Source organism: Neobacillus cucumis (assembly GCF_023715505.1).
Genome location: NZ_JAMBOH010000059.1, coordinates 1 through 14,998, shown reverse-complemented (window position 1 = coordinate 14,998; position 14,998 = coordinate 1). Strand labels below are relative to the sequence as shown.

Annotated in this window: 7 protein-coding genes; all 7 read right to left on the bottom strand. The window is 30.1% G+C overall.

The genetic code is table 11. The features are described 5' to 3' along the window. Positions 1-338: 338 nt before the first annotated feature. Positions 339-1,172: a hypothetical protein gene (locus tag M3226_RS30795; protein ID WP_251573258.1), complete on the bottom strand. Its 834-nt coding sequence runs from the start codon at positions 1,170-1,172 to the stop codon at positions 339-341. Positions 1,173-1,185: 13 nt separating this feature from the next. Beyond that, on the bottom strand, positions 1,186-4,638 hold the full coding sequence (locus M3226_RS30790; protein WP_251573256.1) for a hypothetical protein: 3,453 nt from the start codon (positions 4,636-4,638) through the stop codon (positions 1,186-1,188). Further along, positions 4,635-5,513: a DUF4007 family protein gene (locus M3226_RS30785; RefSeq protein WP_251573254.1), complete on the bottom strand. Its 879-nt coding sequence runs from the start codon at positions 5,511-5,513 to the stop codon at positions 4,635-4,637. The genes M3226_RS30790 and M3226_RS30785 overlap by 4 nt, the downstream gene beginning before the upstream one ends. A 112-nt stretch (positions 5,514-5,625) precedes the next feature. Next, positions 5,626-10,788: an FtsK/SpoIIIE domain-containing protein gene (locus M3226_RS30780; protein WP_251573252.1), complete on the bottom strand. Its 5,163-nt coding sequence runs from the start codon at positions 10,786-10,788 to the stop codon at positions 5,626-5,628. Beyond that, on the bottom strand, positions 10,788-12,380 hold the full coding sequence (locus M3226_RS30775; protein ID WP_251573250.1) for a hypothetical protein: 1,593 nt from the start codon (positions 12,378-12,380) through the stop codon (positions 10,788-10,790). Before M3226_RS30775 ends, M3226_RS30780 begins: the two co-directional genes overlap by 1 nt. Before the next feature lie 15 nt (positions 12,381-12,395). Next, on the bottom strand, positions 12,396-14,087 hold the full coding sequence (locus M3226_RS30770) for a hypothetical protein (RefSeq protein WP_251573248.1): 1,692 nt from the start codon (positions 14,085-14,087) through the stop codon (positions 12,396-12,398). A gap of 707 nt (positions 14,088-14,794) precedes the next feature. After that, on the bottom strand, positions 14,795-14,998 hold a 204-nt coding region (locus tag M3226_RS30765; protein ID WP_251573246.1), incomplete at its 5' end, for a hypothetical protein.

The following is a 14,998-nucleotide window of genomic DNA, read 5'->3' as shown; positions in this document are numbered from 1 at the left end:
ATAGGTCTAATTGTAAATAAATTTCCAAATGGATGGAGCCACCTTTGATTGGGTATTTACTTTTTTGGCTCTAAATAAGAAAGATGACTAAACTGAAAATTACGACATTTTTAATGCAACACTAGTGTAACAAAATAAATAAATTAAAAAGAAATTGTGGTAATTAAATTTATCGACATATTCCTAAGGGGTTTCGGTTTAAATAAAGAGATATTAATTATTAGGAATAAATTATGCAAATAAATTAAAAAAATAAACAAAAAAGTAATTACATTTATTTATATTCAAAATAAATGTAATTACTTTTTTAATTTAATAATTTTAATTTTAAAATTTTTTTAGGAAAAAGCACATACACATGGCACGGTATCATCAGGTTTTTGCAGATAATTTTCTACACCCTCTTTTTCTAATAGCTCTCTATATTGTCTAAGTGTGTAGGGCTTTCCATCTTTCTTCAAAATTGAAACATCTTTTTCAAAATGTTTCCTAAAATTCTCTTCCATTTCTTCCTGTTCAGCATAACGATCTGGCCAAATTGAGTAAAGTAAAGCATAATGCTGAAAGCCACCTCTTACGCATCGGCCACCACAATTTGCATGAGAGAATCCTTTAATCCCCAGTTCTGGCTTTAATTTTTCAGCAATTGAATACATCCTAGGAAGTTTAATACCCCATTCGTTTTCAATAATTGATTTAACATCTATATCTGCTCTAAAAGTTTCAATCATCGGAAAACGAGTCTGTATTGGCTCTATAGGTCGATGCTCATAAAATTCCTTTAGATTATCTGCACGATGGGATTCATGCGGTCCAATACCAAAATAGAGTATTGGCTCCAAATTATGATTATCTCTAAGTTCTTCAAGAAAAACTATAGTTTGTTGAACCTTTAGTTCTTCTGAGCACTTTGCTAATCTAGAATTTCCTAAAAAACGATAATCATAAAACACCTCTTCTGGTGTCCTTCCATCAATTCTTTCAGTAATTTCTAGACCAATATAATCTGCTATTTCATCCATGAACCGATAGTTATCATCGTCTTCCCATAAAGTGTTTGTAAAAAATAAGATACAGTTATCCTTCCCATATGCTTGTACCATATTATATGCAACGTAGGCACTAGATGCTCCACCACTAAACATTGCTACATGAACTGGTTTTCTATTCATTATTTATCGCCGCCTACTCTATGAACTCATCTACTAATTTTATTACCAAATTTTCTATTTCTTCTTTAGTTACATTTCGACCAGCATTCCTAATCATTCGTTCAACATTTTTATAGATTGTTTCTGATTTTGTTGAAAGACTAACTTTATTTATCGCTTTTACTTTGCCATTATATGATATTTCTATATAATTTTCATCATGTTTGCTCACTTCTAAAGTGGAGTTAAAATCAGAATTTAACTGATTTTTGAAAAGTTCAAGAGTTGTATCTGACCAATTCTCCAAATTAATACCGATATAATTATTAACAAAAGATAGTAACCACTCATCTATATCCGTACTGTTTAAGATACTTTTTACTAAATTATTTTCCTTTTTTAACTTTGGAGATTGATCCTCTGCCCATTTATTCAATTCCACAAAATTCTCTGATTTACAAATAACATAAATTTCTTTTTCTAATTTTACTCTGTACTTTACAAAGTAGTTTTCTAACTCTTGTTTGTGGAGAAGCAAGGGTTGTATATCATTCCCATATTTTTCATATAGAAGAGTTAGTGACTCTTGTGGATTAATTTCACTTCTTCGGATTGTATCTTTTATCCAGATTAATTCCTCATCTTGATGATTTGTGATTTGAGTAATCCTTGGTAAACTTCTTAACCAAGATAATAGAGCATTATTTAATCGAATTACTATTGGCTTATTCTTAACTAGTTCATTCTGATAATCACCAAAGTATGTCTCCAACTTTTTAAAGAAGAGTTGATACTTTTCATCGAAATTATAATAAACATAGTTATAATCCGATGCTTCATCAAACATCTTATATAACTTTTCCCCATTTATTCCTGAGACAAATAAATCATTTCGATAAAACATTATCTGATCCCATTTATCCCTTAATAATGTGACTAAATATATTGGAATTAATGATTCACGAATACCAAAAGGTGGTTTAATCATTAAATTAACAAACTCATCAAGAGTACCCATACTATTTTGTTCAATATGGTTTATTAGTCTACTACGTAGTTTCCCAAACTCTTTAGATTCAATATTATTTAACCTATTAGGATCTAGCTTATTATTCTTAAATATCGTAGCATAAATTAAATAATCTGGGCCCTGGCCTTCAATACCAAGCCCTTCTTGATGATAATTATTGATAAGATGATCTAGCACTATCTGTCCAGCTTTCTTCTGAACATTATTCAGCCTTCTTCTATTAAATGAATCATTTCTTACTTCCGGTGTGTCAGGGAAGATTTTAAACATTATTGAACTCAACTTATTTTCAAGCATAATTTCACTCTTTATTTCAATAATATCACCATTGTATACCCACATTACATCCTTACCATATGATACATATTTTGATAAAAATTCATCAATAATAAATCTGCTATCTTCTTTTCTTAATAACAATTCCTGTTTAAGATTTTTATCCTCGTTTAATAATTCCGTATCTCCTAAAAGTAGATCAATTATTGAATAATGGGTTAAACTTTCTTCAATTGCACTAAAAGGTAATCTGGAAATACAAAACATTGAAAGTTGATGCTTATTATTTTTTATTTTATTAATAATTTGTTGTGTATTGCTAGGATCTTCATTTAATACATAATAAATAACCGCATCTGCTTTGGTTTCATCTTTAATTTCCTGCCACATTATATCGTTTTTAATTATTTCTGAACTTAGTAAAAACTTCACACTAGCATAACGAGTCATACTTTTTTGATCATTATATTCGTTAGAGAAGAAGTGGTGTTTAGGTAAGCAGTTTTCTAATAATGCAATCTGCTTACTTCTTGATAAAGTATTTTGAGCTAATCTTTCTGCAATTAATTGCTCAATTTGAAATGAGCTTCCCTCAAATAACTCCCAGTATCCATGAACACGATGAAAACGTATCACCTTCAACTGGGAGAGATCTTTTAGTAGTGAAGAAATTTTTTCTGTTTTAGTATTTAATGCGAAACAGAGAAAATCAGAATCTAACTTGATTTTAGATTGCAACCCTGCTAGTTGCCAAAGTGTAATAAATCGAATAATGTTTAAATAATCTTCCTTTTCTTCTATCTGTGGGGTCTTTGTAATTAATGCCTTATAAATTCTTAAAATATTTTGTTCTTCATTTCCGGTATCCAAATCAAAAATATTAGGAAAGAAATAATTAAATAAATCTGAAGGCAAATAATACTTATCTGTCTTATTAAGATGATTTAGTAATCCACCTGTCTCATTACTTTCTAAAAATGTAAACAATGTCCTTTCATTTTGGCCAAATATACTAGACAAATAAGGTAGTAAATAAAGTGAAACTGGATGAACAGGATATATCCCTTCAATAATAATCTTATCTATTTCTTGTTGATTAAGTTCGGGAAAAAGTGGATATTTCCTTAAGTAATGCTTTATAATTTCCACCCTATTTTTATTAGGAATATTATCCTTTTTTATACCTTGTATAATATTGTCAGCTAGCCTTATGAAAGTTGATTTATCACTTTCAACATAATAAACCTTAAATCTTTTTTCGATTCGTTGAAATTCATTTTTTAGATCATCACTTAAAATAGTAAAATAGTGTCTTAAGTTACGATGTGTAATTAAAAGTAAATGTAAATTTTCATTTTCATGATCTACTAATTCAGCGAGATCTTGTAAATCTTGCATTGTTTCGTTTATTTCTTGTAATTCAAGTGTTTGCAATAATCTCCCAAATTCATCATAAGCAATAAATAAACCTATATTCTGTTTATTAAGCTCGAATAAAATATGCCTAATTTCATCAATAAAGCTTTCATTGTACTCTGCTGTAAATCGTGCCCCAGAAGTTAATTGTGGATATATGGATAGGAACCAATCTACCTCTTGCCGATCCTGGTTCATTATTTCAAGCCGCCAAATATTTAAATCTTTATTATTTTCCCTTAAAAGCTTCTTGAATTCTTTAAATGTTTTGGGGAATTGTGATTCCCATAAATCAATGGTTTCAATTATTTTCCCGTATTGACCTGGCAACAATATATCAATTTCATTTTCATTTATAGTTCGTAAGATTGCATTGATTAGAGCCTCACGGAATCGTCCTTCATAACCATTTAGTACAACCGGGTAATATATTTTTTTTAGATTTTGTACATTTTGCAATTCAACATAAATGTCATCATGAACCTTATTAAATTTCTTTGAAAGGGTATTTAAGGTTTTTTGATCTTTTATCTTTTTGGAAGTTAGGTTTCCAACAATCGTAGCGATAAGAGATTTTCCAGTTCCGTATGGTCCTACGATAATATGTGAACGTTTATTATTTTTAGGGTCATTAAATCCTTTAAGTAAGCCAATAAGAGATTCTGCATGAGATGGTGTAGGAAGATAACGATTGACAAACTCCTTCTTACCAAGGTCAAACTTAATATTCACACTTGTCTTAAATGCTGCTAATTTGGTTGTCATACTAGTACTTCAACCTTTCGAGAATATTCTTTTTGAAGGAAATCCAGCGGGCTAATTTTAGGTATTCTGATTAAATCAAGATTGTTTGTTCGAACAAAATTAATTGGATTTTCATTAGACATAGACAGTTCAGTTAGAGCATTTACAATTGTAGCTCTACTCATATTGAAGACCCTCCCCCACAGACCTGGCTTATTTACTAAATCTTCTACTGAAATCGAATCTATATTGTGATTGATTTGATAATCTAAAAGAACGTACATCAATGCTGTATGCCCTACGTTTACAACACTTAAATTCTGTTTATAAACAATCCCTTTTTTCTCCTCTAATATACCTATCTTACTTAATGGACTTTGAATTACTTCTTCTGGATCAAACATGCTCTGACCTGATGTATATAGCTTTATTAAACAATCTATATCTTTTTTTAATGAGTTATTTGAGAAGGGTTTGTTTTCATTTTCTTTAACCCAATTAATAAATTCCTGTGTAATATTTTCCTTAGTTCCCATTGTTTCCTTCATTTCATTAAAAAACCAATACCAGGCGGTACTAGGTTCCTTTTGCTTACACATATGATAGTGGATAATTGCAGCACTATCCTGAAATTTTATGAATTTGTCATACTTGTAAATAAGTTTTCCGAATTCTGTAATTAAATGTTCCTTCTTTCGTTCTTCGTTAAATACTTCTTCAACAATTCCTGTTGCTATAGACCAATATCGCAGGGACTGTACCATATTTTTTCCTAGTCCAATTTTCTCAAAAGCTTCTTTATCATAAAAAAATCTAGCATCATCATTTAATTGTCTTATAGCTTTGTTTAGCCATCTATCTCTTAGGTAAAAACTTTGATGTTGTCCATATCCCATGTGAATCACCTTTCCCACTTCAAACTAATTTCAAATTATTGGAGGAAGGTCTCCAGTAGTAATGTATCAGCAAAATAATGCATCTAGATATTTAATCTAGATGCACTCTAAGTTATTTTAGTGATGCAAAATACTTTAAAAGAGCCCTTTTAACTTCAGGAGTTAAGAATGGACTTTTTCCTCTTTGAACTTTTTGACTACCTGTTTTTGCTAAGAAATCTCCTTTTCCTCCAAGATTCTCAGCACCACTTTCGCCCAAAATAACACTCGAAGCCGTAGAATCTGTTGCCTTTAAAGCTAATCTTGCTCCTAGATTATTTCTGATATTCGTATTAATTATATCAGATTTAGGATTTTGTGTGCATATAATTAAATGAATTCCTGCCGCTCGTGCCTTTTGACCTAGTCTTAAAATCGCATTTTCAACTCTACCTGCAATTTCTTTTTCTTGACTCATAAAATCTGCAAACTCGTCAAATACAACAACAATTCTTGGTAAACCCTTTTTAGTTATAGACACATATTCATCTAAATTTGTAACATACTCTTCGGAAAACAAGGAATATCGACTTTCCATTTCATTTACTAATTGCTCTAAGACAAAAACTGCTTCATTTATATCAGTTACAACAGACTTTGTATGTGGTAAATTCTTATAAACAGTGAACTCAACTTGTTTCGGATCAATAAACACAAATTGTAATTTATTTTTATCGTACAAACACATTGTACTTAAAATAATTGAATTTAATGTTACACTTTTTCCGCTTCCTGTGGTACCACCAGTTAATAGATGAGGTGTTGAAGGATCAGAAAAATCGATGTATAGAACATTATTCAAAGGATCAAATCCTAATGGTGCTACAAGATTTGTTTCCTTTATCTTATCATTCAATTGTTCTCTAGAAATAGCCATAAAGTTTTCAAAGAAAATGGTGTCCGGATCTTCCCTTACTATATCTACGTTTATTCCATTTTTATCGATAAATATATTTGGTTCTTGATCTAAACCAAGTCGCAGCTGCAGCTCTTGTCCTCTTTTCATAATTTTATCCGAATTAACAGAAGAAGGTATATCTAATATCAATCGAATAACGCTTGAACCGACAATGATATTTTTAACTTTCACATTAATATTATTTCTATTAAAGTAAGTCTCGATAGTACCAACATATTTTCTTTTTAACTCAGAATGGTCATCATTACTATTAACTGTGTGGTTAGTTTCCAAACCTTCTAGGGCTTTTTTCTCAGGGTAATATTTGTAGCCTGATTTGTTACTAACCTTTGGAATTAAATCTACACCTGTATCTAATCCATCGTTGGTCTCAGAATCATTTGCATTCGAACTATCTTCTACATCCTCACGAGTATTTTCATTCAAACTATCTTCTGCTTCCGCACCAGTATTTTTATTCAAACTATCTTCTGCTTCCGCACCAGTATTTTCATTCAAACTATCTTCTGCTTCCGCATGGCCATCTTCAACTATTTTTTCATTTGATTCCGTGCCTTCACTGTTAATTAGCTCATTTTCCTCGACATTTTCGATTTTTGATAAACTTTCTTGGAAACTAGAGAGACTTTCATCTAATTCATCGTAAACTGGTTCATTAACCTCCATGATACCAAGTGAATTTAATACATAAGAACGATTAAATATATTGTTCTTATATTCACCATCCAATATATCAACAAAAACCCCATCAATTACTTTTTCAAAATTATATTCATATAAATTTGAAGTATAACAATAGGCATCAATAGCAGATGTAATATTTACTTTAATATTAGAAACATCCATATTCTGTAGTTTCTTTAACAAATAAGCCTGTTCTGGTGAATAAGACTCTCTCTCAAGAAAATAATGTACTAATTCATCTCTCCAATATGCAGAATCAGTTTTATTCTGATCAAACCTAAAAAGTTTCTCGTAAAGGTTAATACCAGACTCTATTTGCTTAATTGCATCGTATCGTTCCCTTTCGAAAATCGAATGGTTAACAAATTTCAATTCAAGTAACTCAAAATCGACTTTGAACCCTTCAGTATCTTCTTTAATAGTTGTTATAACTAAATCAGGTCTCCTGTTATTAGATCTAAACCATGGAAGCTCATCACATACTGTCCAAACTTGTAGTACGTTTGAATCTTCAAAACGATATTTCTTACTAAGATATGTGGCGATTAGTTCATGCGAATACTTTCCAGGGCCTATTGCCTTTAATACCAAAGCACCCGATATTGATTTAACAACATTTATGGCTTCCACCATTTTATCTTTTTTAACATTATTATTTTTAAGTATCAAGCCTAACTTCTTGCTAAGTCTATCGTAATATTCGTAATCATCATTTTTAGAATTAAGTTTCTTAATATATTCTGATGAAGAAACAATTAGTTTGTAATTTTTATTTGAGCCAGCTTTGGACTTATATTGTATTATCTGCGCCTTAGAAGAAGCATTCTCTAATAAAGACTTATCCAAATATCTATCTATAAACATAATCCAATTAAAATTGTCATGCATAAAATCAATAAGTTCATTATCAGTAAAATGCGATAAAGAAATTTTATTCTTTAAAACAAAGAGCTCGTTTACATCTAGCATTTCCTTTTTTTGATAAATGTATTGTAATTGATAGAATTGCTTTAAGATATCTGGTAAGTGTTCGCTTACAAAAGAGATTCGCTTCATACCTTCTGTTTTTAACAGAGGTTCCTTGTATACCACCTCAAACCAATTATTTGATGGTTTGGGTTCTATCTTATCAAATTCAAATTTAATCTGATTGCTTTGACCAAAATAGTCAGCTAAAACAACTAAATCCGTATCAATCATATTATCTTGAATTTGTAATGATATATCATTTATAGAATTTCCAGATATCACCTTAATTTCAACTTTAGGAAACTTACCTAAACTATCAGGGTTTGTATATTCTTCTTTGAGCCTAATCCAGTTATTTAACCTTTGATGCACTAATGCAGCTTGGCTACTATGAACTGTTATTTTTAATTTTTTCAAAGAACTAATTTTATTAAATAAAACATCAATGGATTTAATTATTATATCAGCACTTTGACAGTATAAGAATAATATATCTAATCCATCTTTGGCATATGGATAAACCTCAAAATAGTTCTTAACAGTCTTCAACAGTTCTTCTGATAATTCTTGAGATAGGTGATCCATAGTTTCGGATCTTTTTGTATTTAAAATAAAATGACCTTCCCCTAATATTTCACTTACTTCTATAAGAAATGTATCATCCCCGTCACTCGAAAAGTACCTAGGAGCTAAGTAAAGGATATTTTCTGAAACATGTCCCAAATAATCATCCAAATGACTTACCTCAAGGTTTTCATCCCTTGCTCTTGTAATCCAGTTCTCGATTTGAAGATTCAGTTCCTGAAATCTTGAGAGATAAGCACATAGCCTAATTGGATTAAATACAGTTAAAATTCTCTCATTGCTGAATCCAGATTGTCCTCGTTTAATATCTAAAGTATCAATTGCACCAATGTAATTGATATGTCTGTAAATATGACTGCAAATTGTTACAGTAGAATTAATACCTTCTAATAGTGAAGTAAGGTGATCTTTTAAATCTTTAAAATCTATACTAAAAATCCCATCTGAACAAACATTCTTTAGAATTTCAATAAAGTATTCTGAGAAAGCCTTAAAGTTTTTATAGTGCTCGTTAATACCTGGTTCATTTATAGCTAAATAGCCTTCAATTTGTTTTAATACCAGATTATTAATGTCTACAACCTCTACTTCATCTTCTTGATAACTTTTCAAATACGGTAAATTATCCTTTTCAATCGATTCTGTTAAACTTAAAAGGTTAAGTTCCTTGAATCCAGTTACTTTAAAACTTTCTGTTTGAACAGCATTTCCACCAATTTGGAAAGTTAATTTAAAGGTAAGAAGAGAATCATCAGTAGATTCGTCGATCAATATTTTATTTATTGACTCTTTATCGAATCTGACAGTTGAAATTATGTTTTCAATATTATTTAGATAAAGATTTAATAAAAAATATGAATTACTTGTTAACTTAGAGGAGTTAACTTCTAATATAAATCTACATTCTTTTGAGCCTAAACTTCCTGTTTGTTCTTCCACCATTTGAAATGTTTCATAAATTAAAGCATCCATAATATCTCTGTACTCTTTAGGATTCCTTAATTTTTCAATTTTTCTAGTAATGGTTTTGACTAATGCAGGAGGCAATTGGGTTTCGAATTCTTCTAAAAATTCTTGAATATCATCAGCATTTTCATTTTTGTCTATAGCGTTTATACCTTGTTCAGCTTTATCCTTTTGATCCTTTTGTAAATCGTCTATAGACAGAGCATCTTTTATTTTGTCAGGCAACGTGGTTTTAACTCTAAAATTAAAAACTGATTCAATTATTTCATATTCGTGCTTAAGCAATTCTAAGTTTTTTTGGTTAATAAAATCTAAACATTCTATTTCAAATTCCTCAGGTTTTGTTTCTAACCATAACTCACTTGTATATCCGTTATTTTCCTCTCCATCCAAAAACGCATAAAGGTTATTTTGAAGTTTTTCAGAATCTAACTCACCATTAGGTTTTTGTAAATTTGACAATAGAAAGTTCGATCTTAATCTTTTTAATCCTTTCGAATTAAAAATTAATTGAGTATCTTTAAATAAGTTAAGCTCAGGAAGATTAAATTGCAATTTTCGAACTATCGAATCAGAAGGATCTTTCAACACATGACTTATAAACCTTAATATAAACCTTAACTGGGGTTCAGTTAAAGATTTGTACATTTTAATAAATCCCTTAATCGTATCAATTTCTTCAGCTGCAAGTTTATATTCAATAGACAGGATAGAATATAAACTCTCAAAACCTTCATTTGATAAAAGATATGCTTCATCAATTGCAAATAAATTTTCAAGGCTCTGTGCTTCTGGGGTTAACTCATTAATAATCATTACAAGAGCATGATTTGGAAAAGTATTATTTCTTAACCATGTACTTGTCTCAATTGCCTTTAATTGAAATTCTGGAAATTCTGGTACCGCTTTTAAAGTCCGAATAATGGGAGTATAAAATTTATTTAATTCTTGATTTTTTTCCTTTAATTCATTTAATACTCCATGGATATTATCTTCACTAAGACCTGAAACTTTAATAAAAATTTTATCGGTATTATCATTTTTTTGATTCTTAAAATGGTTGAATAATACAGTATATATCCACTTTCCTAATAGCTTATTAAAAGAATTCATCAAATCACCTGTCCTGAAAGTTCGTAAGGATTTCTGATCATCGCAGTTGCATCAGAATACTCAACTAATAATCCGTTGTAACGTAACTTTTCACGTAGAGCAAATTCATTTTTTTGAAAATAGCTTACATTTAATTTTGACTTTTCATATATACCACTTGATTTTGCTTGGAGTTCCCCAATAATAAATCCATATTTTAGATATAGATCTTCAAGGAATTGATTAAACTCAATCTGTCGATCTGGTTCTATATTTGCATATACAATTGCTTGAATAAAAGAGTCTGTCATAAAATATCTATATTTAGTTCCCCTTCTATATCCACCAAAGCCACCATCACGAGCTAATCCTCTGATGATACTTAATTGATGTCTTTTTAATTGATCGGAAACTAGATCTTTAACGATAGTGAAAAGATTATCCTTGACATCCATGTAGGAATGACACTTTGATATCACTTTTTTTACTTTACTTTTTCTTTCCTTTGAGAGCTTGGTTAATCCTAAATACGAAATTAATTCTTCAGGATCTGCCTTCCATTTAGCTAAATTTGCCGTTACAAATGCATAATTACCCATCTTTTCATTAAAAACTTTTTGAAAGTATGACTCAAATTTGTTTTTAACTAAAAGCTCATTATCACTAAAGGATTTTGAAGATAAATTTTGAATCGGTCCCACTTGAGCATCTAAACAGTCAAAAAAGAACGTAATCGGGCTACCTTCATTTTCAACAAGGGATCTCTTTAACATATACCTCGATAATTGAAATGTAATCAGACTAATCATCAACTCAAACATCTCGTAAATATCAATGTTTAGACTAATTAATTGATTGAATTCAACTGCAAATTCATGATAAATCGGATCATCTTCTACGGGAAGGTACGGGTATTCCTTAGTTTTTTCATTTACTTTTTTTAAAGGATATAGTTCGTCTCTTTTTTCATTTTCATCTTCAAGTGATGAGGTAATTTTATTAACAATATGTTCTATAGCTCTATTTTTTTGTAATAAAAATTTGAGCCTATGTTCTATTTGTGCTCTTAAAATAAGATCATTTACAGTCCCATAAGAGAGCATAAGAAAGTAAAGTTCTCCCCCTCTTGCAAAAAAGTTTCTCTCAAAGCTATATGTTTTTTTATCATTTTTAACTTGAGTTCTTAATTCAAAGAAAAGCAAGGACTCATGCAATGGATATAATGTTTTCGCATACCAAGAACGATTGGCCGCCTTACCTTGCCCATCAGAAAGAGGAATTTCTAAATTCCTAAAAAATTCCCTTATCACACTAATTTGATCTTTATCACGAACCAAATTATATAATTTATTTTTTTGATCTTCCGATAGAGTTACAACGCCTTGCTGTGCCCCTTCTTTATTTCCTTCAAAAATAAACTGTCGAAGCCCCGTCGATCTTTTTCTAAAATATTCTGTAGCACCTAAATTATAGTTAGTTCCATTTAGGACATTTAGGAATTCCAAAACATATTCAGGACCTTTCTGGCCTTCTTTGAAACGATGACCCCATATCTGAGCTGACAACTGGGTAGAAAATTCCTCTACCCCTCCATTAGCAGCATTTGTACTCATGCCAACTTCCCTCCATTAATCTAAACTAATTTCATCCTCAACAAAAAGACCAACCTTTGAATCGTACCTTAGAATATTTAATTCAAAATCATCTGGTTCACTTATCCGAATGATTTCATTTTTAAAAGTATCAATAAGAATTTCCGCCTCGTGTTGAAGTATATTATGAGTTCCTCCTCCATTAGCCCTTAACAAGTACTCAAAAACAGCTAAGTTGATAGGTAAAACAACATTTTCCTCTACAGTAAGTTCAAATTTAGATGGTATTCGATCTATATCTTTTCTCTCATTCTCTTGTTCAAGCTCAATATCCTTATTAGTTTTAAATGATTCGTAAACGATTAAGTTTTTATTAGTTGCAAGCAAATTTTTGTTAAATTCGGTAAGTCTCCCCGAAAATATCCTGTTTAATCCATTAATTAAGCTTCTCTTTATAAGTGATTGATTCTTGGTGTTATTAAATAAATTTTGATACTGATTAATATATTCAAAAGGAAGAAGTTGATTTGCGTTGAAAAGAAGTTCGTTTCTCACCTCAAAAAAGAATTTTCTCCGCAGCCTCGGAATCCATTCTTCTATTATACTTAGATCATTTTCTGCATTATAATCTCTATACAATCTTAATTTCTTTAAAAAATATCCTAACTGTAAATCTAATGAATCATCAAATAATTCCTTATGTATTTCTTCAGTTTCTGGATCTCCATTAATATCTCCGTTAATAATAAAGTCATCAATCGTGGAATGCGAATAATTACCTGGATCCAATGATTTGAAGATTTTAAGTGCTTTCATTTCAGAAAATGCATTCTCATCCAGTTCATGCCCGTAAAAATTCTGATAATAAGCCTTTTTTGTTTGTTCCTCTAATTTTTTATAATCACCATTATTAATATCGTCACAGGTATATCCACCAGTTAACATATAACTAATATGGATTAGCATTTCTCTAATTGTAATGTGAGTATCTAGATAATCGAGTAATTTATATTGTTCAACCAATCTTTGTTGAATCTCTTTTTTTACAGTTCTTTTATGATTCAGATAAATAATACATCTGTTCGATTTTGCACAATCAGTACATGGAGACCAATTTTCTGGCTGGTTCCATTTCTCCAACAATCTCTCCACATATACAGAGGATGTTACATCAAGAAGATTAAAGACACTAAACGAATCCGTATTATTTTCTTGCGATTTAAAGCGTGATGAAACTTTATCAGCTAACTCTAAAAGATCTGGATTTTGAGAAAGAAATTTAGTTAGTTTTCCTTCATTCGCCGCAATTAAATAATAAATTTTATCCATGTGATTAGAAGTAATATAATTCTGAAGTGTAAGTAATTCTCTTTTTATTACATCATCTTTAAGTTCCGACAAATCCTTTACAATCCTTAATTTCCCATGTAAAAATGTAAATTCGATAATCCCCTCTTCCGGCCAACCTTCAAGATTGGACTTGCTAAAATAATCATGCACTATTCTACATAACCTGGTTTTCCCATCTCCCGCATTTCCAGTTAAGATTACGCTTTGTGGGTTATTTTGAAAAATGTTTATTAAAGTATCCTCGATTTTTGTTTCGATTTTAAAAACATATGAATTCTCTTTCCCTGGATCAATGGTATATTCATCATATATCTTTGAATGATTTGGTGATAACACATTGTATTGATCTAAGTAATAAACAAATGGATTTCCTTTCAAATGTACTCCCTCCAATAATTCCCGGAATCCTATATAGTCAATTTTTACCTAATTATTATTATAAACTATTTTCCAAAAATAGATAATCCGTTTCTTAATAAGATAAAGACTTTTTACCTTCTTTTAGATATCTCGAAATAACTATGAATAATTCATTTAGTTATACATTTTTTACGATTTTAAATTTAAAGTTGATTTAACCCACAGATTCTATCTAAGATTTTTTTCAAACATTATCCAGCGACTATATGCCAATTGAAGTAAATTCATTTACAATACAAAGGATGATAAAAATATACAAGATACTAGAAGCAAACCTAAAGATTGCTTGGATGTCTGTCTGAAATCCTTAATATACCTGCGGAGCTATTTTTAGAAAAATGACAACTTTCCTCAAAATTGATTTAAAAAATATGACTCTTTTTGTGGAAAAATTTGATCTCAACTCGACATATTCTTTGTAAGAGCACTTTTCCCTCTCATAAGGAACCCTGTTAAGAACATTTTTTACTTGCCAATATACATAAAGTACCTTCCATTTGATAAAATCGATAAATGCCATTTGAACGGACAGGAATACCGCTTCCTTTTCTTATTTCTTTATTACCATGTTCAATTCTTATTTTTAAGTAAGGAAAGTATTTACAATCAAATAAAAAGCCTTAGCCCTTTAGAATATAGAGCTAAAGCTGGTAGAGTATTTTTTATTATTTCCACAATTTACTTGTAGGATTGCTAATCATATTTTGAAAAGTATTTTGTGAGTACTTAATATTAATTACTAAACTTTCGCAGACTGAAATAGGCAGGTATGCCTTGATATAGTTAGGCAAGCCCGCAATCCATTGCTCTAGTTGACTTTTAATTAACTTTTGAATCTTTTTGTTACTCTCTTTAAGGGTATCTTCAAG

Bases quoted from the DNA above. Each gene is read 5' to 3' on its own strand.
- M3226_RS30795 (WP_251573258.1), bottom strand. From the start codon at position 1,172: ATGAATAGAAAACCAGTTCATGTAGCAATGTTTAGTGGTGGAGCATCT.
- M3226_RS30775 (WP_251573250.1), bottom strand. From the start codon at position 12,380: ATGAGTACAAATGCTGCTAATGGAGGGGTAGAGGAATTTTCTACCCAG.
- M3226_RS30780 (WP_251573252.1), bottom strand. From the start codon at position 10,788: ATGAATTCTTTTAATAAGCTATTAGGAAAGTGGATATATACTGTATTA.
- M3226_RS30790 (WP_251573256.1), bottom strand. From the start codon at position 4,638: ATGACAACCAAATTAGCAGCATTTAAGACAAGTGTGAATATTAAGTTT.
- M3226_RS30785 (WP_251573254.1), bottom strand. From the start codon at position 5,513: ATGGGATATGGACAACATCAAAGTTTTTACCTAAGAGATAGATGGCTA.